General features: G+C 44.9%; 20 protein-coding genes. 18 read left to right on the top strand and 2 right to left on the bottom strand.

Features of this window, described 5'->3' with window-relative positions:
• Positions 1-110 precede the first annotated feature (110 nt).
• The 11 genes from MUK70_RS29905 to MUK70_RS29855 all read left to right on the top strand — a co-directional run bounded on the left by MUK70_RS29905 (position 111) and on the right by MUK70_RS29855 (position 14361).
• Complete coding sequence (locus MUK70_RS29905) at positions 111-1028, top strand: lysophospholipid acyltransferase family protein (RefSeq protein ID WP_234656508.1); 918 nt, start codon at positions 111-113, stop codon at positions 1026-1028.
• Positions 1029-1110: 82 nt separating this feature from the next.
• Complete coding sequence (locus MUK70_RS29900; RefSeq protein ID WP_234656507.1) at positions 1111-2025, top strand: lysophospholipid acyltransferase family protein; 915 nt, start codon at positions 1111-1113, stop codon at positions 2023-2025.
• The gene (locus tag MUK70_RS29895) at positions 2018-3031 is read left to right on the top strand and encodes a glycosyltransferase family 9 protein (RefSeq protein ID WP_234656506.1); all 1014 of its coding nucleotides are present in this window, start codon (positions 2018-2020) and stop codon (positions 3029-3031) included. The genes MUK70_RS29900 and MUK70_RS29895 overlap by 8 nt, the downstream gene beginning before the upstream one ends.
• Before the next feature lie 46 nt (positions 3032-3077).
• Positions 3078-3986 (top strand): carbon-nitrogen hydrolase, encoded by a 909-nt coding sequence (locus MUK70_RS29890; RefSeq protein ID WP_234656505.1) that lies wholly within the window; start codon positions 3078-3080, stop codon positions 3984-3986.
• 780 nt (positions 3987-4766) lie between these two features.
• Positions 4767-7925, top strand: a complete 3159-nt coding sequence (locus MUK70_RS29885) for a SusC/RagA family TonB-linked outer membrane protein (RefSeq protein ID WP_234656504.1) — start codon at positions 4767-4769, stop codon at positions 7923-7925.
• A 31-nt stretch (positions 7926-7956) separates the two neighbouring features.
• Positions 7957-9435, top strand: coding sequence for a SusD/RagB family nutrient-binding outer membrane lipoprotein (locus MUK70_RS29880; protein ID WP_234656503.1), 1479 nt, complete (start codon positions 7957-7959; stop codon positions 9433-9435).
• A gap of 38 nt (positions 9436-9473) precedes the next feature.
• Positions 9474-9956, top strand: a complete 483-nt coding sequence (locus MUK70_RS29875) for a hypothetical protein (protein WP_234656502.1) — start codon at positions 9474-9476, stop codon at positions 9954-9956.
• A 108-nt stretch (positions 9957-10064) separates the two neighbouring features.
• On the top strand, positions 10065-11255 hold the full coding sequence (locus MUK70_RS29870) for a pyridoxal phosphate-dependent aminotransferase (RefSeq protein ID WP_234656501.1): 1191 nt from the start codon (positions 10065-10067) through the stop codon (positions 11253-11255).
• 207 nt (positions 11256-11462) lie between these two features.
• Positions 11463-12557 carry an AEC family transporter gene (locus MUK70_RS29865; RefSeq protein ID WP_234606931.1) on the top strand — a complete coding sequence of 365 codons (1095 nt, stop codon included), beginning with the start codon at positions 11463-11465 and terminating at the stop codon, positions 12555-12557.
• Positions 12558-12579: 22 nt separating this feature from the next.
• Positions 12580-13167: a Hint domain-containing protein gene (locus MUK70_RS29860; protein WP_234656500.1), complete on the top strand. Its 588-nt coding sequence runs from the start codon at positions 12580-12582 to the stop codon at positions 13165-13167.
• 120 nt (positions 13168-13287) lie between these two features.
• Positions 13288-14361: an agmatine deiminase family protein gene (locus MUK70_RS29855; RefSeq protein ID WP_234656499.1), complete on the top strand. Its 1074-nt coding sequence runs from the start codon at positions 13288-13290 to the stop codon at positions 14359-14361.
• Between the two features lie 122 nt (positions 14362-14483).
• Here MUK70_RS29855 and MUK70_RS29850 read toward each other — a convergent pair whose 3' ends face one another.
• Positions 14484-15284 (bottom strand): glycoside hydrolase family 25 protein, encoded by an 801-nt coding sequence (locus MUK70_RS29850; RefSeq protein WP_234603622.1) that lies wholly within the window; start codon positions 15282-15284, stop codon positions 14484-14486.
• 130 nt (positions 15285-15414) lie between these two features.
• On the opposite strand from MUK70_RS29850, the gene MUK70_RS29845 reads away from it, so the two are divergent.
• The 5 genes from MUK70_RS29845 (at position 15415) to MUK70_RS29825 (ending at position 17886) form a co-directional block, all read left to right on the top strand.
• Positions 15415-15621, top strand: a complete 207-nt coding sequence (locus tag MUK70_RS29845; protein ID WP_234603623.1) for a hypothetical protein — start codon at positions 15415-15417, stop codon at positions 15619-15621.
• On the top strand, positions 15611-15877 hold the full coding sequence (locus MUK70_RS29840) for a type II toxin-antitoxin system RelE family toxin (protein WP_234603625.1): 267 nt from the start codon (positions 15611-15613) through the stop codon (positions 15875-15877). The genes MUK70_RS29845 and MUK70_RS29840 overlap by 11 nt, the downstream gene beginning before the upstream one ends.
• A gap of 155 nt (positions 15878-16032) precedes the next feature.
• Positions 16033-16413, top strand: coding sequence for a T9SS type A sorting domain-containing protein (locus MUK70_RS29835; protein WP_234656498.1), 381 nt, complete (start codon positions 16033-16035; stop codon positions 16411-16413).
• A gap of 115 nt (positions 16414-16528) precedes the next feature.
• Positions 16529-17047 (top strand): helix-turn-helix domain-containing protein, encoded by a 519-nt coding sequence (locus MUK70_RS29830; RefSeq protein ID WP_234658927.1) that lies wholly within the window; start codon positions 16529-16531, stop codon positions 17045-17047.
• The gene (locus tag MUK70_RS29825; RefSeq protein WP_244784531.1) at positions 17044-17886 is read left to right on the top strand and encodes an IS3 family transposase; all 843 of its coding nucleotides are present in this window, start codon (positions 17044-17046) and stop codon (positions 17884-17886) included. Before MUK70_RS29830 ends, MUK70_RS29825 begins: the two co-directional genes overlap by 4 nt.
• A 74-nt stretch (positions 17887-17960) precedes the next feature.
• Here the strand turns inward: MUK70_RS29825 and leuS are convergent, their stop codons facing one another.
• Positions 17961-20768 carry a leucine--tRNA ligase gene (gene leuS / locus MUK70_RS29820; RefSeq protein ID WP_234658045.1) on the bottom strand — a complete coding sequence of 936 codons (2808 nt, stop codon included), beginning with the start codon at positions 20766-20768 and terminating at the stop codon, positions 17961-17963.
• 249 nt (positions 20769-21017) lie between these two features.
• On the opposite strand from leuS, the gene MUK70_RS29815 reads away from it, so the two are divergent.
• Both MUK70_RS29815 and MUK70_RS29810 read left to right on the top strand, forming a co-directional pair.
• The gene (locus tag MUK70_RS29815) at positions 21018-21686 is read left to right on the top strand and encodes a porin family protein (RefSeq protein ID WP_234603630.1); all 669 of its coding nucleotides are present in this window, start codon (positions 21018-21020) and stop codon (positions 21684-21686) included.
• 162 nt (positions 21687-21848) lie between these two features.
• Positions 21849-23339 (top strand): helix-turn-helix domain-containing protein, encoded by a 1491-nt coding sequence (locus MUK70_RS29810; protein WP_234603631.1) that lies wholly within the window; start codon positions 21849-21851, stop codon positions 23337-23339.
• The last annotated feature ends 73 nt before the right edge of the window (positions 23340-23412 follow it).

The raw sequence follows: 23412 nt of genomic DNA, 5'->3' as shown, positions 1-23412 counted from the left end.
AAAACGTCGTTATTGGGTTGGTTTGAATCAGTGAATTTAACAAATTGCGTCAAAAAAACCAGGATTTCGCTGAGATAATATATATACGTATTATTGCAAAAAATTTTTGCATGCCCCTATTTGTATCAAAATTTCTTTTTTTAATTCTAAACCAGGTTTCGTCATTGTCCTGGAGAAATGCTTTCAGGCTCTCTGACTTCCTCCGCTGGTCCATTTTTACAGTCGGCGGATATCGGCGTAAGGTGATTTGGCAAAATTTAAAGAACAGCTTTCCCGAAAAATCGGATGAGGAGCTCACCTGCATTGCCGAAGCATTTCAGCAGCACTTCACAGATCTTATTGTAGAAACCATCAAGTTCCGCACCGCAAGCCCGGAATGCGTGCGGGAGCGCTTGCAAGGCGATATCAGCATTATGGATAAATTTTATGCTGAAAAAACCAACATTATCTATCTCATGGGACACCGCGGCAACTGGGAGCTGGCTAACTTGTTCTCGTCCCTTTGCTTTACACACGAATGCATTGTCGTTTATCGACCATTACAGAATCAGGCTTCTGATCGGTGGTTCCTGGACCTCCGGACCAGATTTGGCGCCAAGCTTGTTCCTATGGATTGTATTTTTAAGGAACTGCAAAAGCCGAGGGAAAGGCCTTACTGCGTCGTGCTTGCAAATGATCAATCACCTAATCCTAAAACAGCCTTCTGGACCAATTTCCTACATCAGGATACAGGCGTTTTCAGAGGCGTTGAAACCATTGCCCGGCGCTATAACCTGACCGTTTTATATGCCGATTTTAGTAAAGTGCCCGGGAAAAGAGGCTACTATCATGTCAACATTTCCACCATTACAGAATGTCCGAAAGAAGTTGAGAATAATGCAATATTGGAAAAACAACTCCGCATTCTTGAAAAAGACATTAATTCTCAGCCCCATAACTGGCTTTGGAGCCACAGGCGCTGGAAACACAAACGCCCGGAATGCCTGAAACCGGAGCAAACTTTGCCCGGATTGTCTTCTGATTTTTAAGCGCTAAGTCTTCGAAAAGTTACATTCAGAGGAACTAAATCTTTTGCATAATTGCTTTTCTAGTGCAAAAGATTTTTACGCAATGAAAACCCTCTCAACCCGATTATTGCTGTTTTTTCTGACAGCGATATCGAGGCTCTCATGGAAAAATTTATATAAGCTTTCCGATATCTTCCGCTTCCTCATTTTCGACATTGGACATTATAGGAAAGAGGTTATTTTTTCAAACCTCAGGAACAGCTTCCCTACTTATAACGACGACACGATCGCGTGCATCGCCAGACGCTATTACCGAAACTTCACGGACATTATTTTCGAAACGATCAAGCTGAGGTCAGTCTCAAAGAATGATTTACTCGGACGGTTTGAGCTGGAAACTGAATTGCTGGACTATTACTATGCGCAGCAAAAGAATGTGGTTGTCGTTTCAGGGCATCTTGGGAACTGGGAAATGCTCAACTTATTTGCTTCTGCCAAATTATCCTACCAAATTGTGGTCGTTTATCACGAGCTGGCCAACGAGATTTTCGAAGATTGGTTTAAAAAAGTAAGGACCAAGTTCGGGACCGAAATGGTGCCTATGAAAGAGGCAATGGTCCGCGCGATGGCGCCAAGAGAAAAACCGTTTCTTTTTGTTTTGGTCAATGATCAGTCACCGAGTCCGGATAAAGCTTATTGGACTAATTTTCTGAATCAGGACACGGGAATTTTCAGAGGCGGTGAACTGATTGCCAAACGCCTGAATGCGCCGGTTTTGTACATGGGGATTTTACGTGATGAGCATAAAAGAGGGCATTACCGCTCCTATTTCAAGCTGATCACCGAAAATCCAAAGCAAGAGCCGACTAACATGATCTTGCAAAGTCAGATCGAATATCTGGAAGAAGACATTAAGCGGCAGCCGGACAACTGGCTTTGGAGCCACAGGCGGTGGAAACATTCCCGGCCGCAAAATCTGCCGCCTTTTCAATTACGTCAAGACACAAAAAGTGAATAAACCTGTTAAATTTCTTATTATCCGCTTTTCGTCAATAGGCGACATTGTCCTTACCACGCCTGTGATCAGGTGCCTCAAACAGCAATATCCCAACGCCGAAGTTCATTTTGTGGTTAAAAAAAAATTCAGGCAGGTTGTAGAACACAATCCTTACATTGATCACCTCCATCTGCTTGACAACAATCTGGACGACCTCGTCAAAATCTTCAAATCCGAGCATTTTGACTACATTATAGATCTGCACAAGACATTACGGTCTTACTTACTGCGTTTGAGGCTCCGCCGGCCAACCCTTACGTTCCGTAAACTTTCCGTGCAAAAGCTGATCATGAACCGGTTTCATGTGGATTTCCTGCCCAAAGGTGTTCACATTGTGGAAAGGAATTTGCGTGCAGTGGAACCGCTGGGCGTAAAAAACGACCACCATCCGGTTGACTATTTTATTTCCCCGGAAGATGAAGTCCCCGTGTCAAGCTTACCGCCATCGCATCAAAACGGATATATTGCCTTTGTGATCGGCGGACAGCATTTTACCAAAAAGTTACCCCCGGAGAAAATAATTGCCATTTGCAAGCGAATCAATAAGCCGATTGTCTTATTGGGCGGACCGGAAGATGCCGCCGTCGCTGAACTCATTACGGCATCCGGCAGCGAAAACATTTTTGATGCCTGCGGAAAATATAGTCTTAACCAATCCGTGTCGCTGTTGAAGTCTGCCAGCTCGGTTATAGCTCATGACACCGGGCTCATGCACATTGCGGGCGCATTTAACAAACCGATTGTTTCTGTCTGGGGCGCTACTTCTGCGGGTCATTTCGGTGTTTGGCCCTATTTGAACACCCAACAAGTGATAGCGGAGGTAAAAGGTCTGCCGTGTCATCCATGCAGCAATTTTGGAATGGCGGCTTGTCCACAGAAACATTTCAGATGCATGTGGGAGCAAGATGAAAATCTGATCGCGGACAGTGCGGTGAAAATGTTCAATGAAACAAGTTTTGATAAATAACTGTTGCAATTAGAGTTAGTGTCCGAGTCAGATATCCATCAAATACATGAATAAAAAAGTCAACATCGGCATCGTGCAAATGAGTTGCAGCGGTGATATTGATGCTAATTTTCATAAAGCCGTTCAGGGAATCCGTGACGCAGCTGCGAAGGGTGCCAACATTGTATGTCTTCAAGAACTTTTCCGCTCGCTTTATTTCTGCGACGTGGAAGACCATAAAAATTTCCTCTTAGCCGAACCCATTCCCGGCCCTTCCACAGAATCGCTGAGCGCGGTGGCGAAGGAATTGGGCGTTGTGATCATTGCTTCGTTATTTGAAAAGCGTGCGCATGGGCTTTACCATAATACAACGGCCGTTCTGGACGCTGACGGTGCTTATCTTGGAAAATATCGCAAAATGCACATTCCGGATGATCCGGGTTATTACGAAAAATTCTATTTCACACCTGGCGACGCGGCAACGGGCGAGTCAGTCGGTGAAGCCGGTGATAAAGATGGCTATCGGGTTTTTGATACGAAGTTCGCAAAAATCGGTGTGCTCATCTGCTGGGATCAATGGTATCCCGAAGCGGCGCGCATTACGAGCTTAATGGGTGCCGAAATCTTGTTTTACCCAACTGCAATTGGCTGGGATACAAATGAAACAGACCCGATCATTAATGAAGAACAATATGGCGCGTGGCAAACCATTCAGCGCGGACATGCGGTTGCAAATGGCGTTTATGTGGTTTCTGTAAACCGGACGGGCCGTGAAGCCGACCAGCAATTCTGGGGCGGATCATTCATTGCCAATCCGCAAGGCCGCTTGCTTTATCTTGCTCCGCACGAAGAAGAAGTGACGCATGTGGAAGAACTTGATTTGGGTAAGCTTGACTTTTACAGAACAACCTGGCCGTTCCTGAGAGACCGAAGAATTGATTCCTATCGCCCAATTCTTAAACGATTTATTGACTAAACACTTAGAAATAAATATAACTATTTTAAGTTTATAAAAAGGAGGCAGCTGTGATCAGCAGCCTCCTTTTTGCGTTTTGCAACTTTGCCAGTTTTAGGTTTAAAAATCCAGTTATGTAACCGAGATTTTACCTAAAAACCAAAATTTACGTATATAAACGTCTAGTTTTAAGACAATTAATTGCAACTTTTGAAAATTTAAGTCTATCAATGACGTAGACATTCTGACAAAACGGGAAATTTAAACTTAATATAAAATTATTACCAAAACATTTTATAACGATTTTAAATGACCAATTTTTATTGCAAAAAACTTCAATTATTAAGTTTAATCTCTTGCATTATTTCACATTGTCAGTATATTTGAGAAGTCGTTAAACGAATGACTGAACTTCTTAAAAGCAGATGTATTCCAGCCGCACATGAATATATCTGTTTGTATCAGGAGGAACATTAAATAAAACCGGCTGTCATAACCAAAACATCCGGCAGGTTCTGTCCTAATACAATATAATTTTTTCAATAACCGAATTACCAATAACGCCGTGGACAGGCAAAATGTCTACGCAGGGATTTCTTTGTCTCTGCCTAAACCTGAGAATGCTGTCTGTCCTCGATTTAAGAGGGTATTGCTTTCCGGAAAAGCAGTTTTGCAAGCTTATGGCTGTGTTGTTCTGTCCACGCGAAAGTGTGTGCGGCGCACGGCAACGTGGACACCACACAGCCATAACTTTTTTCCCTTACTACTCGATACCTAACAACAATTTAACCCCAATCACCCATGCGTAAAGTTCTACTCTTAGTATTATGGGCTTGCATGCTATCCCCACTGGTTAACGCCCAGGTGCGTCAGATAAGTGGCAAGATCTCAGCAGCTGACGATGGTCTCGGACTTGCAGGAGCCTCTATCATATTCAAAGGAACCAACGTAGGTTCAAATGCAGACGCAGACGGAAAATTCAGCTTCTCTGTTCCGGGCGACGGAATTCTTGTGGTTTCATATGTGGGTTTTTTAATCAAAGAACTTCCCATTGGCAACCAAACTCAATTTGACATAAAACTTGACGCCGATACACGCCAGCTTGCCGAAGTGGTGGTTACCGCTTTTGGTATTGAACGCGAGAAAAAAGCATTGGGCTATACAGTCCAGGAAGTGAAAGGAAGCTCGCTGACCGAATCCAGGTCAACAAACGTGGCCAATGCATTATCCGGAAAAATTGCCGGTGTAAGGGTTCAGGCCAATGGCGGCCCGGGCAGCAGCTCAACGATACAAATCCGTGGATCATCTTCTGTTTCAGGCAATAACCAACCATTAATTGTAATCGACGGTGTGCCTATGGAGCAAACTTCCAGCAAAACGCTTGGAGGCGGAATCTCGGAAGTTAACCCGGATAACATTAAAGAAATGTCTGTCCTGAAAGGACCTAACGCGGCTGCATTATACGGTTCACGCGCAGCAAACGGGGTTATTTTGATTACAACAAAAAATGGCCAGGGAACAAAAGGATTAGGTGTTGAAATAAACTCCAACATTACATTCGAACGCCCCTGGATCAAACCTGATTTTCAAAACACATACGGCGGAGGAAGCGGTTACCGGACTTGGTACAACGATGGTTGGAGCTCATCTATCACTGATCCTGCGCAAATTGCACAATACAGGGCCGTTTATGACGCAAGATATCCTCTGGCTGGTTCGGCAGGAACGGATGAAAGCTGGGGAGCACCTATGGATGGCCGTATGGTGAGACAGTGGTGGACGGGTGACGAAGTTGCGCCACTGACTCCTCAGCCTAACAACTGGGAAGAATACTGGCAAACCGGCCGCACGATCACAAACTCGGTGGCATTGTCAGGAGGAAACGACAAAGGCTATTTCCGCCTGGGGTTGAGCCGGGTGGATCAGAAAGGGATTATGTATTACAATGATTTCCACAGAAACAACTTCCGTATCAATTCTGGTTACAATTTGACCAAAAACATCAGCGTCACATTATCTGGTGAGTATATCAAATCAGGCTCGGACAACCGCAGCTATGCAGCTGGACAGGAATTTATCTGGTCGCACCGCTCCGTTTCATGGGATCAGCTTCGTAACTATGAGCAATATACGGATGTGCATAACCAAAAAGCGGGTGACACAGATCCACCAAACTGGCAGCACACATTCTTTACAAACCCTTATTTTTCTCAGCTAAAAATGCCGTCGGGCAATGAAAAAGACAGGTTGTTGGGGAATATTGCATTGAACTACAAAATCCTGCCTTCGCTATCCTTAATGCTTCGCTCAGGAACGGATTATTGGTCAGATACGCGTATCAATGTGACCAACTTCCTTCGCGTTCGTAACGGCACGAGAACACCGGGCCGCTTCAACGAAGAAGTTTTGCGCAGCCAGGAAACGAACACCGATTTCATGCTGACTTACAACAAAAACCTGACAAACGATTTTGGATTGAACATTCAGTTTGGTGGAATTCAACGTAAAAACTATAACAAAAGAAACTACTTTGCTGTGGGTGAAATGGTTGTGGACGGCCTTTACAATGCTGGAAACTCAGTTCCTAGCGCCAACACCATTGAAAGTAAGATCGAGGAATCTGAAACGCAGAGCTTATTCGGGACGGCTAACTTCTCATGGAGAAACGCACTTTTCCTCGACCTGACGGCAAGAAACGACTGGTCGAGCACATTGCCTGCGGATGCACGCTCTTACTTCTACCCTTCTGCATCGGTAAGCGCAGTGATCACAGAATTGTTTGACGTAAAAAGCAATGTATTGTCATTTGGTAAACTGCGCGCCAGCTATGCACAAGTGGGTAACGATGCGCTTCCTTACCAGCTTGCGCAAACATTCACAGCGAGCGGTTCCTGGAATGGTTCTGTGCCGAAATTTGCTGAGAACATTCAAATCGCAAACTCCGAACTGAAACCTGAGATCACAACTGGTCTTGAATTAGGCGCTGACCTGCGTTTCTTCAAAGGAAAAGTTGGTCTGGACGTCACTTACTACGAACAGACTACAAAAGATCAGATCCTGGGTGTTGAGATTTCCAAAGCCAGTGGTTATGACAAAAGAGTCCTGAATGCTGGAAAGATCACCAACAAAGGGGTTGAACTAACACTTTCAGGAACGCCGGTTAAGTTGTCAAATGGTTTCAGCTGGGAAGTTTCTTTGAACTATGCACGCAACCGCAACAAAGTGCTTGAACTGGCAGAAGGACTGACCACTTACACATTGGCAACACAACGTGGAATGACTTCGGAAGCGCGTGTAGGAGAATCTTACGGAACATTCTACGGCGTTGGTTTCCAGAAATCGCCTGACGGACAAGTTGTTTACGGAGCCAACGGCTTACCTGTAACGGTTTCAAATCAAAAGCTCGGCAATGTTCAGCCTGACTGGATTGGTGGAATGCTGAACACACTCAACTACAAAGGTTTCTCCCTAAGTGCATTGGTTGACGTGCGCATCGGCGGTGACATTTATGATGAAGGAACTGGAACCGCTCGATGGACTGGTCAATATGCAGAAACAGCATTGGGACGTGAAGAAGGTGTGATAGGAAAAGGGGTTCGTGAAGTGACAGGGGCGGATGGTTCTAAATCTTTCATTCCAAATGACATCATTGTTACTGCAAACCAACTTTACGGTTACAGCAACCCACGTAACTATCATGAATCAGCCATTTTCGATGCGAGTTATGTAAAGCTTCGCGAGGTTTCATTAGGATACAGCATCAGCCCTTCATTCCTGAAAAGAATCAAAATTCAGTCTGCAAAACTTTCAGTAGTAGGACGCAACGTGTGGATGATCTTCAAAAACACACCGCATATCGATCCTGAAATTGATGCAAAAGGAGCAAACGGACAAGGTTTTGGTTACGGCGAGCTGCCAAGCTCACGCAGCGTGGGTATGAACCTGTCATTGTCATTCTGATCCAGTTAACTGACCTTAAAGAATCTTCAAAATGAGAAATATATTGAATCATAAAACCATTTGGATGACGGCGCTTGCAGGGATTCTTACTGCATCGAGCTGCACCAAAGATTTTGATGAAATGAATACAAGTCCGAACAACCCTACGGCCCTCGGACCACAGTATTTGCTTCCTACCGGCATTGAAACAGCAATTGACCGTTACTGGGGACACCGTACGCGTTTTGAGCGGATCAACATTGATGCAGCCGAATTGTATGTGCAGCATTTGACCCGAAACATTTATTCCAATGAAGGCGATGATTACACCGTTTCGCCTGCGCTGGTTGCCAATAACTGGAAAGGCTTTTACAACGATTCGCAGCTGAACTTCCAACGCATCATCACCATGAGCGGCGAAGGATCTGCCACTCCAAATCCCAATTACGAAGGCGTTGCGATCGTAATGCGCACATGGGTTTTCTCTTTACTCACAGATCTTTACGGAGCAATTCCTTATAATGACGCAATCAAAGGAACAGCCGACGCACCCATTTACACGCCCAAGTATGACGCTATGGACGTGGTTTATGCAGGAATGCTTAACGATCTGAAAATGGCGAACGAAAAACTGGTTGTAGGCGGCCCGGCTATCGCAGGTGACATTATGTATGGCGGCGATATTTTGAAATGGAAAAAATTCGCAAACTCACTGCGCCTTCGTCTTGCCAATCGCCAGGCTGCTAAAAAACCTGCTGAATCCAAAGCGATTATGGCTGAGATCGTCGGCGACGCAGCGAAATTCCCGATTTTCACCAGTAATGCTGACAATGCACAGCTAAACGGAACCGCAGTTTTGCCTAGCAACAACGAGTGGAACCAGGTTATGAAGCAAGACGGACGAACTGACTGGAACATTAGCAAAACACTGGCCGACAAAATGAATGCACTGGGCGACACCCGCATTACAGTTTTTGCCAACGCAAACAAAGACGGTAAATACGAAGGCCACCCGAACGGCTTACCCGACGCAATCGCAACCACATACCTCGCAACCAGTTCCACCATTGGCGATGCATTCACAAAGGCAGAAGCGCCGGAAGTGATCATGACTTTTGCAGAACTGAACTTCATTCTGGCCGAAGCTGCGCTGGATGGCGAGATCACCGGCAGTGCTAAAACTTACTTCGATGCAGGTGTTGCGGCTTCCTTTGCACAATATGGCTTAACGCCGCCCGCTGCTTTTCTCTCCAAATTGGGAGCAGTTACGAGAGAAAAAGTTTTGGAACAAAAGTGGGTTTCACTGTTCGGCCAAGGAGTTGAAGCCTGGGCAGAATGGCGCAGAACCGGTTTCCCTGTTTTCCCCGCGCCGGACCCTCGTGCGGTTTTGCAAAATGGCGGCATCCTCCCTACCCGTTTCCCTTATCCTAACTCGGAATATTCATTGAATGCTGAGTCCGTAAAAGCAGGAGAAGGTTTGAACGGAGGCCCTAATGACATGAAAACCAAGCTTTGGTGGGCTGAAAAGTAAGCAGGTTATCATTTCAAAACTTATTTAGAATCGAGATTATGAAAAACATCAAAACATACATTCCCGCACTTTGCCTGGCTTTGACACTTTCATTGGGACTGGCATCCTGCAGGGAAGAAGATCCATTCCTAGACAGAGACGTTGCGCCCGTGCTTGTTGACATTGTGGGTGCAGCTTTTGGAGCACCCATTGCCAGCGAGCCGACCGTAGGTTACAAGGCAACCGCGACCAAACTGACACTTTCAGCACGCTTGCTGGAACTGGACAAGACCAATATTCTGGATCACACAAAAGGCATTGACTCTATTCCCGTTCCGAATGTTCCAATCAAAATCACATTGCGCACCGGCGAAATTTTAGGTGAAGTGACATCCAACGCACAAGGCTTGGTAACCGTCGACAAAACCTGGGCAGAGCTGGGCGTCCCGGCTCCGAAAGCAGGTGGCGTTACCAAAATTTCCTGGACGGGAACGTACAAGGGAATTGCATTTACAAGATTTTCACAAATACAAGCTAACTAATTGAAAAACAAGCATACAGGTGTTAGCTGTTGGCTTGTTTTTTCGTAAATTGTATCAAGGACTTTACCACAAATACTTATCGTCAAATCTTTTCTAAACAATACAACAATGACTCAAAAAATGGACCGTCGAAATCTTTTAAAATCCGGTTTAATGGCAATCGGAGGAATGACTTTGGCACCGCATCTGAGCATGGGTGCATTTTCAAACGCGCCGCTTAGTCTGGACCCTGAAAACCGTATTTTCCGTAGCCCAATGGTAAGAGAGCACTTTTTACCAAACGACCGCAAAGCGCCGAAAATTATTGCGAAACTGAACTCCAATGAAAATCCATACGGCCCACCGATGTCTGCACAAAAGGCAGTTGCGGATTCTGTAAAAAACGGAAACCGTTATGCATGGAAGGAAATGTATGATTTGATTGATAAAATCGCCAAGAAAGAAGGTGTTTCTGCCGACCACATTATGATGGGCCCTGGATCATCCGATCTTTTGGAAAAAGTGGCTTTGGTAACATTCATGAACGGAAAAGGAAATATTGTTTCTGCTGATCCATGTTATATGTCACTTGTTCAGGTTGCGAAATCTGTGGGTGCAACCTGGAAGCCTGTTCCTTGCACAGCAGACTGGTCACACGACCTGAAAGCAATGGAAGCTGCCGTAGACAGCGAAACGAAACTGGTTTATGTTTGTAACCCAAACAACCCAACCGGCGCAATCACAAAAGGTCAGGATCTGATCGATTTCTGTTCACGCGTTTCTGAAAAAGTGCCTGTGTTCGTTGATGAAGCTTATATCGAGCTGGCTGTTGGTGCTGATACACAAAGCATGGTTTCGCTATTATCACAAAAGAAAAACGTAATCGTTGCCCGCACTTTCTCTAAAATCATGGGAATGGCTGGTATCCGGGTAGGTTATATGGTTGCATTGCCTTCTTACCTGGCTACAATCAACAAAATTACACGTGGCGGGATGGGAATTTCTTACACTTCCATCTTTGCAGCATCTGCAAGCTTGGACGATGCAGATTTCCAAGGCAACACGCGCAAGCTGAACCACGAGGCAAAACTTTATTTATACGAAAACCTGGACAAATTGGGATACAAATACATTCCGTCTTACACCAACTTCGTACTCTTCCCGATCAGCATTCCAGGCAAAGAGCTCTTGACAAAAATGAGCGAAAAAGGAGTAGCCGTAAGGTCTTTCGATATTCAAAACAAACCGTGGTGCCGCGTCAGCATTGGCACAATGGACGAGATGAAGGCCTTTGTAGGCGCATTGAACCAGCTGAGCTGACATAGTGCAATCACTTCGACTCCGCTCAGCGTGACAAAGCTGTTATCAGTGTCATAAGCACTGTCAGCCTGATCGGAGATAGCTTGTCACACTGAGCGGAGTCGAAGTGATTGCACTATGAACATTTTCACTCCTATAAAACACCAACGACCCCACCTACCCTCTTAAATCTTTAAATCCCATTGACCATTCAAATCCCTTTTGATCATGAGTGATGCATTGCAAAAGACCATAACACTCTTATTATTAATCGGTTTGGGGCTCCTACTCAAATCGAAGTTCAAGAATAAAGACCAGACGAACGGGATTAAGGAAATCATTTTGTCCGTTGCATTGCCTTCTACGATCTTTATTTCATTAATGAAGATTGAGATTGATTCGTCCATGATCATCATTCCGTTGGTGACACTGGTTTTCAACTTCTTAATGTTCTTTTCCGCGCCGCTTGCATTCTCATTATTTGGTATTGAAAAAAACAGCCCTACTGGCAGGACTATGATGATGCTTATTCCATCGCTTGCTCCCGGTTTGTCGTGCTTCCCGTTTATTGCAGAATTTCTGGGTGAAAAAAGCCTTGCTATTGCGGCCCTGGCGGATGTGGGTAACAAGTTTTTTGTGCTCATTTCGCTGTACATTCTTGCGATGAACATGTTCCTGAAAAACAGCGATGACAAGGAAACTAAAATGGGGGGGAAACTGAAAAGCTTGTTTGCCAGCATGTTTCAGGAGCCTATCAACCTGCTTATTTTCCTCGCAATCATCCTGTTGAGCCTGGGCATCAATTACAGCTCATTGCCATTTGTGGTAACCGAAATTTTCGACAAAACCAGCGCTATGATGACGCCTTTGGTTCTGCTCTTCATCGGACTGGCCGTGCAGCTTAAAGAAGGCAAGAAACGCATTGTCGCAAGTATCTTATTTTTTCGCGCCGGCATTACGATGATCATCAGTGCCGGAATGATTTACGTGCTGCATATTACGGACCTTTCCATGATTTTGCTGGCGATTGTGATTCCATTGAGTGCCGCTAGCTTCTGGCCATTGGCCCACATTTCAGCATTTAATTTAAGAGAAGACGCCAAAGGTTTGCCGAAGGAAAAGAGAACATTTGACCTGGAACTGGCTGTGTTGCTACTGGCATTCTCATTGCCATTTTCCACAATCCTGATCCTCGCCATTCTTTCATCCGGCTCATTTTTCGCGCATACCTCTACGCTGCTTACGAGCGGGATGATATTTATAGTCCTTGGCGCATTACCAAACGCTTTAAGTAAGGTGTTTGTAAAAATGTCAAAAGCCTGACTTCCAACCGAAATACAATTTTATGCACAAGTTCGCAATAACGTCTGTCCTAGCCCTTTTTTCATTCAATCTGATCGCCCAAACCGATTTTCCAGCCACCGACAATGTCAAATCAGAAGTCACCATCAAAGTATCCAGGAAGACGAAAAGACATCGTTATTTTTCGGATAACGCTCCCGTTACAATGGCTGACGGAAGTGTGAAATCGATTGCGGATATAAAGGTGGGCGAACATGTAAAAACCTGCAAGGGTGGAAAAAGTATGGCTACGCAGGTGAAACAAATTGATGTGTATAACAAACCTGACTTTTCACTCACTGCTATTTATCTTCGTCCCGTCGACGGAATCGCCAATTACGACCCAAAAATGATCCCCGCCCTCCTGCTGGAAGCCACGCCTAACCACCGCGTGCAGACCAACAGAGGCAAAAAACGCTTGAAAAAGCTGAGCAAAAATGACATCCTGTATCATTACGAGCCTTCAACCGGCATTGTTTCGTCCTGGAAGGTGGGCGCGGTTAAAGAAAATGCCAGGTTTGTTTCAAAGGCCTACAACCTCGAAACGGAAGACGGCACGTATCTGGTAGACAATGTGATGGTTGCCCAGTAAAATTGATTTACTCAACTTTCCCCCACGGGATGTAGGCAACTGCATCCCGTTTTTTTGTCTTATACATTATCATTTTGCAATTGCCAGTCAGCAAAACCTTTCCGACCTTTGCACCCTCATATGACTTTTTCAATTGTGCCTGATATAAACACTTCATTGACGCCGGGGGAACTCGGTTTTACGTTTCCAGCCGAATGGTTTCCTCACCGCGCCACCTGGCTTACATTTCCGCATAACGAGGCTTCCTGGCAGGACGAAAGGCTTGCTAAGATGCGTCCGCAATATCTTGCTTTCATCAAGGCCATCAGCCAGGGCGAAAATGTCGGGATCATTGCCAATGATACCAACCTTAAAGAATTTATTACAAATGAACTCGATCGCACAGGCGTTGACCTTGCCAGGATTGAATTTGTAGTTAAGCCAACTAATGATGCCTGGTGCAGGGATCACGGGCCTTCTTTTGTTATTAATGAAAAAACAAAAGAAAAAGCAATCGTAAACTGGGGACATAATGCATGGGGAGGCAAATATCCACCCTACGACGATGATAACCGGACACCGGAAGCCATTGCCAATTATTTGAACCTGCCTGTATTCAACCCCGGGATCATTATCGAAGGCGGCGCGGTGGAATTCAACGGAGCCGGAAGCCTGCTAACCAGCAAGTCTTGCCTGCTAAACCCAAACCGGAACCCGCATTTAAACCAAGGCCAGATCGAAGCGATCCTCTGCCAATATTACGGAATCGAGCAAATTCTCTGGGTTGAAGGCGGCATTGTCGGCGACGATACAGATGGCCACATTGACGACACCACGCGTTTTATCAATGAAGACACGGTTATTGCCTGTGTCGAGCACGATCCGAATGATGAGAATTTTGAAATATTGAAAACCAATCTGCAAATGCTGAAAGGCATGCGTCTGGTTAATGGTAAGCAGCTCAATATCATCGAAATCCCAATGCCCAAAGCCGTCATCATCGACGATTTCCGCACGCCGGGTTCGTATGCGAATTTTTTGATTTGTAATGCTGGTGTTATTGTGCCTGTTTTCAAAAACCCCAATGACCAGGTTGCCATTGACATTCTTGAAAAAGCGTTTCCGGACAGAAGGATCATCCCGCTGGAAGCAACAGAGATCATTTGGGGACAGGGAAGCTTCCACTGTTTAAGTCAGCAGGAGCCGCTGTTGTAAGCTTGTCAGTTCAAGCGCCCACGCGACTTGTCGGCCTGAGCGCCTACTCACCTTGTCAGCGGAGTCGAAGGCACGTTACCCAGGAGTAGCGTGCCTTCGACTCCGCTCAGGCTGACAAGGTGCTAGTTTGCCAAGTTCTGCCAGTCTTCCGGTTCGTGCAAAAACACATTATAGTCCACAAACCCTCTGATCCCATCCGCCCAGCCTTTTTCGCTGTGTTGCCAGAAGAGCACGTGCGCGTCGGATGCCAGGTCGTCCAGGTGCGTGCGGGAATAACCGGCTAGCCAGAGGGGATATTCATCAAAATTTCCGGCAATGTATTTTTTGTAAAAATATTCGTTGACGTAAATGATCGGTTTCACGCCGTAATGTGCTTCAATTTGTTCCAGCCAGTTTTTAACGCCTTTTATAATGATGTCGTCCGGCTTGTTGGCGTGTGTTTCGAGGTCGAGAACAGGCGGCAGATCGCCCGGCTCCATCCGCACTTGCCCGATGAAATTCCGGACCTGCCTGTCTGACATTACCCTTGGATTATAAAAGTGATAAGCGCCCCGGCGCATCCCGACCCGCTTCGCTTCGGTCCAGTTCCGCTTGAATTGTCGGTCTAAATGCGTTGCGCCTTCTGTGGCCTTTATGTAGACGAAATCTATCCCAATGTTCTCGGAACGCGTTTTTTTCAGTTTGTCCCAATTGATTTTTGCATTGTGGTGTGAGACGTCAATACCGTGAATGGCGTAGCGAAGCGGCAGCTTGATGCCGAACTTGGCGATGAACTCCCATTTATTTACATCCTTCTTATCACTCCACCAGATCAGCGCACCGATAAACAAAATCACCCCGGCAATGATCGCCCAGCCCTTTGCCGGTAATGGTTTCAAATACTTTGCTTTGGCCGCCGAAGCCCGAACTTTCCTTTTTGCCATACCGCGCAAAAGTACAAAAGATCGCTGTTTGAATTGAGCTTTAAAACCGATTGCCTGCTCAAAGCAGCCTGTGAAAAATTGCTCCCTTGCTATATGACAAGTTTCTTATTATTTTAGAATAAAAAAAGGCATGGAATCTATTCTCATCAATCCACGGAACAGCGAAGAGTTGAAGCTCCTCTCCGACTTTCTTGAAAAGTCAAATATCACTTCAAAGATTCTCTCCGAAGAACAATTAGAAGATGCTGGTCTCACAATGCTGATGCGCGAAACTGACCGCAGTCAAAAGGTTTCGCGTGAAGAAATTATGCAGAAACTGAAAATCATTGAAAGTTGAATTCCTAAGGAAGTTTTCCAAAGATCTGGACAACCTTAAAAAGCCCGCTATCAAGCTCGCACTCACCGAACTCATCAAATCTCTCGAAGATGCGGACTCACTGAAAGACATTCCCCATACGAAGAAATTGAAAGGCTTTTCAAACGCTTACAGAATCCGTATCGGTGATTACCGTGTTGGGATTTTTGTTGAAAATGACATCGTGGAGCTAGCCAGAATAGCACATCGCAAGGACATTTATAATGTTTTTCCCTAACTCAGCTTATCCAAGTTATTTATTTAAGCACCATTCTACCACTCATTTTACTATTCAACCACTCATGTACTATGCTATACATAGTACCTGCCATCGCATTATGTTTGTCATGTCCAAACGGAACAAAAGATCAGAACCTTAAATAACTGTTAGCCATGAAAACTTCAATCAGAACCTTCGCATTAGTAATTGCCTTCGTTGCTTCTTTCGCTTTTAACACATTTGCCGACGAAAAAGAAAATAAAAAAGTGGTCGGTTTTGGGACCGGTATTTTTGTAAGCAAAAGCCACAAGCTGTTTGTAAGTGTAGATAAGTACAATGACTCCAATGCCATACTGACATTGACCGATAAAAGTGGCAAAGCCATTTACCACGAAACGCTTAACAGAAAAGTCGATAAAATCAGAAAAATACTAGATATCAACACATTACCAGCAGGAAATTATACAATTGAAATTTTCAGCAATGGTGAACGATACAGCAAAACAATTGAAGTGGCCGAACAATTTACCCAACGCGCGATCAGCCTTCGGTAATCAGCCAGCAACATGAGCCATGAAAGAATAAAAATTAGCTAGAAAAATAAAAGAAAGGGCCGCTGTTCAACATGCACTGCCCCCAAAAAGTTAGACACTTCTTGGGGGCTTTTTTATGGGCAAAAACAGAAAACACAGTGTAGCTTTCAGGCTAAAGGTCGTTAAAGCCTATCTAGCCGGTGATGGTATCAATGAATTATCCAGACGCTTTAAGATTGCTAAATCCAGTGTGCAAAAATGGATTGGACATTATAAGCAAGGCGGGGGTTCAAGCCTTTTGCCGCAATACGGGCACAATTACACAAAAGAATTTAAGCAACAAGTCGTGCATGCTTATCAGAACCAGGGCTTATCTTTGAATGAGTGCTGCTTCAAATTTAAAATACCCAGCATGAGTACTTTACATGTCTGGATCAGGCAGTATGAGCAGTTTGGTATAGATGGTTTTATCACGGCCCGTGGCAGGCCCAGGTCTATGAAAAACAAACCCAAGATCATTAAAACATACGGTCCATTGACCCGATTGGAGGAGCTCGAAAACGAGAACCTGCGCCTGAGGGCAGAGAATGACTTGCTAAAAAAGCTGGATGCCTTAATCCGCGAGAAGGAAGCTGCGCAAAAGAAAAAGCGTTGACAATCCATGGGTTAAGGCAGAAATACCCGCTTGAATTGCTTTTGGACCTCTTTGAAATACCCAGAAGTAATTTCTACTACCATATTAAAAATAGCGCTGCCGACAGCAAGTATAAAGACGCGCGAAGGCAGATCAGGCAAGTTTATGATCGGCATAAGGGAAGGTTCGGCTACCGTCGCATTACAATGACTATCCGTAAGATGGGCAGCAACATCAACCATAAAACGGTCTTAAAGCTGATGAAGGCCATGGACCTTAAATCGCTGGTCCGCGCCAAAAAGTACCGCTCTTACAAAGGTCAGACAGGCAAGGTAGCGCCCAACATCCTCAACAGGGATTTTAAATCTATAAAGCCATCACAGAAATGGGCAACGGATGTCTCTGAGTTCAGGGTGAAAGACAAAAAACTTTTTCTATCTCCTATTATTGATCTCTTTAATGGAGAAATCATCAGTTATAGCCTATCTGAATCGGCTAATTTCAAACAAGTCACACAAATGCTCAAAACCGCATTTAAAAAGATAAATAAGCCAGAAAGCCTGGTGCTACATTCGGATCAGGGATGGCAATACCAAATGAGTGAATATCAAAAAATGCTCAAATCAAAAGGCATTACCCAAAGTATGTCCAGAAAAGGCAATTGCCTGGACAACGCTATTATTGAAAACTTTTTTGGAACAATTAAATCGGAATTGTTCTACCTGAACAAATATCAAAGCATTGATGAGCTCAAAAAAGACATCAAAGATTACATTCACTATTACAACAAAGATAGGATCAGGCTTAATTTAAATGGAATGAGCCCGGCTCAATACCGGGCTCATCACACTAATCGTTAAATCTTAACTCGTCCAACTTTTGGGGTTCAGTCCAACAACAGCGGCCCTTTTGCATGGATATATTTAAACCAGCGTCAGATCACAACATTCACGATCCGCTTCGGAACAACGATCACTTTCTTCGCAGCTTTACCTTCCATCCAGCGTTGAACGGTTTCGTCGGCTAAAACTTCCCGCTCAATGTCAGATGCCGGCGTGTCCAAAGCAAAAGTGAGCGAAGCCCGTACTTTACCATTAATTTGGATCGGATATTCGAAAACAGAATCGGTAACGTGCTGCAACTCCCATTTCGGGAAAGTCGCTTTTGAAATCATTCCCTTCTCATTGCCCAACAGATCCCACAACTCTTCGCTGATGTGCGGAGCATATGGTGAAAGCAAAATGACCAGTTCTTGCAAAACCGCTTTACTCTGACATTTAACAGCACCCAACTCATTCACACACACCATAAAAGCACTTACTGCAGTATTGAATGAGAAGTTTTCAATGTCTTCCTCAATTTTCTTGATCGTCTTATGCAGGATTTTCAGCTCTTCGGGTTTAGCGGGAACGTCCTTCACCATCCATTGTCCCGCGTCATTATAAAATAACCGCCAAAGCTTGCGGATAAAACGATATGTTCCGTCTATCCCATTGGTATTCCAGGGCTTAGCCTGTTCCAACGGCCCTAAAAACATTTCATACAAACGCAATGTGTCCGCTCCGTAACGCTCCACAATGTCGTCGGGGTTAACCACATTGAACTTGGATTTTGACATTTTCTCAACCTCCACACCACATACATACTTACCATCTTCCAGGATAAATGACGGGTTCTCGCCTACAATGTCGCGGCGTGTTGCTTTGAACTTCTCAACATCCAAAACATCATTCTCCACGATATTAACATCCACGTGCAATGCGGAAACATCATATTCAGAACGCAAACCAGCACTTACAAAAACAGGACTGCTGTAATCATCGCCTTTTACCCGATACACAAAATTGCTGCGGCCCTGGATCATTCCCTGGTTGATCAGTTTTTTGAATGGCTCTTCCTCGGGCACAAAACCGCGATCTTTCAGAAACTTGTTCCAAAAACGGCTGTACAACAAATGTCCGGTTGCATGCTCGGTTCCTCCAATGTACAAATCCACGTCGCGCCAGTAATCGATCGATTCCCTGGAAGCGAACTCTTCATGATTTTTCGGATCCATATAGCGATACCAATACCAGCTGCTTCCCGCCCATCCCGGCATGGTGCTCAGCTCGTAACCATTGCCCGAGCCATGCGCCCAATCCTGCGCGCGGCCTAAAGGCGGCTCGCCGTTTTCTGTTGGCAAATATTTGTCAACCTCCGGCAGGTTTAAAGGCAATTCGTTTTCTTCCAATAAGTAAGGAAGCGGCTGTCCGGTGCTGTCATTTTTATAAAAAACAGGCACAGGCTCGCCCCAGTAACGCTGACGGCTGAAAACCGCGTCGCGCAAACGATAGTTGATTTTGCCTTTTCCAATCCCTCTTTCTTCAAGCCAGTTAATTAAAACCTTGTTGGCTTCATGAAAAGTCATGCCGTTAATGATGCCGGAATTGATATAATGACCTTCCTTTGTTGAATCTGCCTGCGTTTCCGTTTCTTTTTGTGAATCCAGAATGGGAATGATCGGCAGATTAAAATGTTGCGCAAAATTCCAGTCGCGCTGGTCGCCCGACGGAACTGCCATAACGGCGCCTGTTCCGTAACCTGCCAACACATAATCTGCTATATAAACAGGGATTTTTTCATCATTAAAAGGATTCACCGCATAAGCACCCGTGAATGCGCCAGAAACCGTTTTCACATCCGACATCCGGTCACGCTCCGATTTTTTCTTGGTTGAAGCAATGTAGGCATCAATATCACCGCGCTGCTCCGGCGTTGTAATGATATCAACAAGCTCATGTTCAGGCGCTAGCACCATGAAAGTGACGCCATAAATCGTATCTACGCGGGTTGTAAAAACTTCGATCACATTCTCATGTCCATCTATGCCAAACTTCACCAACGCACCCACAGATCTGCCGATCCAGTTGCGTTGCTGCTCTTTCAGCGATTCGGTCCAGTCGATCGTGTCCAATCCGTCGATCAAACGCTGTGCATAAGCAGTGATGCGCATCATCCACTGGCGCATCAGTTTCTGAACAACAGGAAATCCGCCACGCTCTGAAACGCCGTCTTTTACTTCATCATTGGAAAGCACAGAACCCAGTCCAGCGCACCAGTTTACCGTCGCATCCGCAACATAGGTAAGCCTGTATTTCAATGTTAATTTATACTGATCTTCTTCTGACCAGCTGTTCCATTCTTCTGCTGTAAAAATAGGTGTATCCTCATCGCAAGGCGCATTAACACCTTTATTTCCACTTTTTTCAAAAATAGAAATCAATGATGCAATCGGCTCTGCTTTGTCAGAGTCTTTGTTATACCAGCTCTTGAAAAGCTCGGCGAAGATCCATTGCGTCCATTTGTAATAGTCAGGTTCCGACGTGCGCACTTCACGCTTCCAGTCGTAGCTGAAACCCAGGTTTTTCAATTGCTCAATGTAGCGCGTGATGTTCTGCTCGGTCGTGATGGCCGGGTGCTGGCCAGTCTGGATGGCATACTGCTCAGCCGGAAGACCGAAGCTGTCGAATCCCATAGGATGCAAAACGTTAAACCCTTTCAGCCTTTTGTAACGGGAATAAATGTCGGACGCGATGTATCCCAGCGGGTGTCCCACGTGCAATCCGGCTCCCGAAGGATACGGGAACATATCCAACACATAATATTTGGGAAGATTTGATTGGTTATCAACATTAAATGTGCCCTGGCTCTCCCAATATTGCTGCCATTTCTGCTCTATTTCCCTGTGACTGTAATCACTCATAACTTTTTATATTTCCTTATTCCGATAGGGGCTGGCTTTCTGCCTTGCCGAATTTCAAACTGCCCGCAAAAATAGCGTTTTTGCTCGTAATAAGGTTTACCCCTTCCACATTACATCATGATTCCCGCCATCATTAACCCTTTGTAGAAAGTAATTCCCATTTCGAAAGCAATTACGGGTATTGCTTGCAGGCACGGGTTTTTAAGATTTTTTATTAATAAAATATATATCTACTAACTGAAAATCAACATGAAAAACTTTATGATTGCGCTGTGTTTGATGATGATAAGCTATGCGGCGACAGCACAATACGACCCGGCTTTCAGATTCGGGATCAAGGCGGGAGCCAACTTATCCAACATCAATGGAAGTAATGACCTAACGCTTGCTTCGGGCAATAATCCGTTCAATTTCAAAGACAACGATAACCGTTCGCTGGGTTTTGCAGGAGGTGTATTTTTCCGTTTTGGGAAAACATTCTATATCCAGCCCGAGATTTTATTATCACAAAAAGGAGGTCGTTTCAATGTATATGAAGACGGCGTGCAGGATTCGAATGGAAAGGTTGATGTTCGTTTTTCAAACCTTGATGTGCCGATCCTGTTTGGGGTGAGAGTTGCAAAGTTCTTCCGTATCAATGTTGGCCCGATGGCTTCGCTGAGATTATCGAACAATGGCAAAATCGGTGATTCGTTCGATGTGATCACGGGCGAAAACTCTGCGGAATTCAAAAATCGCCTTGCTTATGGTTACCAGGCAGGTGTGGGCGTTGACTTTGGAAGGTTGAGCCTGGATGTGCGTTATGAAGGCAATTTCACGGACATTGTGAAAGTTGAATTTGATAATGCTACAACTGCTTCGCAATTTGGCAAAAAGAGCAATTTGTTCCAAGCAACGCTTGGCTTTGCGATTTTTTGATCCAAAAAACGGAATGATATAGACGGGACCGGTGTTACAGCGGGTCCCGTTTTTTGTTTTAGCACATTGTCATGAATCTTCACGCGATTTCTACTTTTGCATTTCTTTACCTAAATTGCCTGTGTGCGAAATCATACATTACAGGCGGATTAACACAGCAAAGTGGCGATAAATACAGATAATGTAAGGTTGGTTTTCGGGTTGAAGCTTAAACAGCTGCGACTGGACAAAGGAATGTCACTCAGTGAGCTTTCTCAAAAATCGGGGTTGTCTATTTCTTATATTAATGAAATTGAAAAAGGCAAAAAATACCCAAAATCCGACAAGATTATTGCCCTGGCCTCGGCTATGGATGTGGATTACGACACGCTCGTTTCCCTCAAACTTACGAAACGCCTCGAACCAATTTCCGACCTGCTGAGCTCCAATGTGCTCACCGAACTACCACTCGAACTTTTTGGAATAGATCCTGCCAACCTGCTTGAAATCCTTTCCGACGCGCCGGCCAAAATCAGTGCATTTGTTGGGACGCTGATCGAAATCGCGCGTAATTATAATATGTCGATTGAGAAGTTCTATTTCTCGGCACTGCGCACCTATCAGGAAATGCACGACAATTATTTTGAGGACATCGAGCTGGAAGCAGAGCGTTTTTTAATAGAAAATAATGTGGATCAAAATCAGATCCTGGATGAAAAAGACCTCGCTGAAATCCTGAAATCGCGCTTTAATTATTCGATTGAAAACATCAATGAAAAGGCGAATCCGGAGTTTTCCAGCGTTCGTTCCCTGACCATTACCAGCCCCAATGGCAATCGTTTGCTGATGAATAATCACCTTTCTTCGGTGCAGCGGGGGTTTATCTTCGGGCGGGAAATCGGGTATTTGTATTTAAATCTGAAAAACAGGCTGCATACCACGGCATTAGTGGAAGCGGAATCGTTTGAACAGCTACTTAACAACTTTAAAGCTTCCTATTTTTCCAGTGCCATTATCATTAAGAGAAGCCTGCTTGTGCCCGCAGTTGCAGCCGTTTTTGAACAAAAAATGTGGCAACCGCAACAGCTGATCGACCTCATTCACAGGTTTAATACAACGCCGGAGTCATTTTGTTACAGGCTAAGCAACATCCTGCCGCGTTATTTTGGCATTAACCAGATCTTTTTTTCCCGTTTCAACAATTTCGTCGGTCAGAATATTTTTGATATGACCAAGGAAATGCACATTTCCCGCAAACATTATCCGCACACGGTTAAGGACGAACATTATTGCAGGCGCTGGGTCGCATTGACCATCTTGAATGATCTGGGTGACGTGATCAGGCGAAAAGAGCAGCCGGGCATTCTTTGCAAAGCGCAGAAATCCACTTATCTGGACACGCGGGATGAATATCTGGTGATCAGTTTTGCCCTGCCTATGTCCCCTACTCCTGGCCTCAATGTGAGCGTATCAATGGGCATTTATCTGGATGCGCCTACAAGGGAGAAATTACAGTTTCTGGATGACCCGTTCCTGGTGGCGAGAGAAGTAAACCAAACCTGCGAACGCTGCTCGCTCTTCGACTGCCGTGAAAGAATCGCAGCCCCCACGATCCTACAAAAACGCCATAAAAACGAAGAACTAAGGAAAGCATTAAAGAGGATGATCAACTAAAAACCCCACGGAATAGGGGCTTCGGCGCAGTTGAATGTCTTATTATGGATGGTAATTAAGTCAGTTAAAAGCT

This window comes from Dyadobacter chenwenxiniae, from assembly GCF_022869785.1.
Lineage (GTDB): Bacteria > Bacteroidota > Bacteroidia > Cytophagales > Spirosomataceae > Dyadobacter > Dyadobacter chenwenxiniae.
Note: the sequence above shows the minus strand (reverse complement) of the source record. Positions and strands in the feature narration are given on the sequence as shown.

Excerpts from the sequence above, each read along its gene's own strand:
- MUK70_RS29870 (WP_234656501.1), top strand. The coding sequence starts at position 10,065 with ATGACTCAAAAAATGGACCGTCGAAATCTTTTAAAATCCGGTTTAATG.
- leuS (WP_234658045.1), bottom strand. The coding sequence starts at position 20,768 with ATGAGTGATTACAGTCACAGGGAAATAGAGCAGAAATGGCAGCAATAT.
- MUK70_RS29890 (WP_234656505.1), top strand. The coding sequence starts at position 3,078 with ATGAATAAAAAAGTCAACATCGGCATCGTGCAAATGAGTTGCAGCGGT.
- MUK70_RS29900 (WP_234656507.1), top strand. The coding sequence starts at position 1,111 with ATGAAAACCCTCTCAACCCGATTATTGCTGTTTTTTCTGACAGCGATA.
- MUK70_RS29855 (WP_234656499.1), top strand. The coding sequence starts at position 13,288 with ATGACTTTTTCAATTGTGCCTGATATAAACACTTCATTGACGCCGGGG.
- MUK70_RS29850 (WP_234603622.1), bottom strand. The coding sequence starts at position 15,284 with ATGGCAAAAAGGAAAGTTCGGGCTTCGGCGGCCAAAGCAAAGTATTTG.
- MUK70_RS29865 (WP_234606931.1), top strand. The coding sequence starts at position 11,463 with ATGAGTGATGCATTGCAAAAGACCATAACACTCTTATTATTAATCGGT.
- MUK70_RS29860 (WP_234656500.1), top strand. The coding sequence starts at position 12,580 with ATGCACAAGTTCGCAATAACGTCTGTCCTAGCCCTTTTTTCATTCAAT.
- MUK70_RS29845 (WP_234603623.1), top strand. The coding sequence starts at position 15,415 with ATGGAATCTATTCTCATCAATCCACGGAACAGCGAAGAGTTGAAGCTC.
- MUK70_RS29830 (WP_234658927.1), top strand. The coding sequence starts at position 16,529 with ATGGGCAAAAACAGAAAACACAGTGTAGCTTTCAGGCTAAAGGTCGTT.
- MUK70_RS29905 (WP_234656508.1), top strand. The coding sequence starts at position 111 with ATGCCCCTATTTGTATCAAAATTTCTTTTTTTAATTCTAAACCAGGTT.
- MUK70_RS29835 (WP_234656498.1), top strand. The coding sequence starts at position 16,033 with ATGAAAACTTCAATCAGAACCTTCGCATTAGTAATTGCCTTCGTTGCT.
- MUK70_RS29885 (WP_234656504.1), top strand. The coding sequence starts at position 4,767 with ATGCGTAAAGTTCTACTCTTAGTATTATGGGCTTGCATGCTATCCCCA.
- MUK70_RS29875 (WP_234656502.1), top strand. The coding sequence starts at position 9,474 with ATGAAAAACATCAAAACATACATTCCCGCACTTTGCCTGGCTTTGACA.
- MUK70_RS29815 (WP_234603630.1), top strand. The coding sequence starts at position 21,018 with ATGAAAAACTTTATGATTGCGCTGTGTTTGATGATGATAAGCTATGCG.
- MUK70_RS29880 (WP_234656503.1), top strand. The coding sequence starts at position 7,957 with ATGAGAAATATATTGAATCATAAAACCATTTGGATGACGGCGCTTGCA.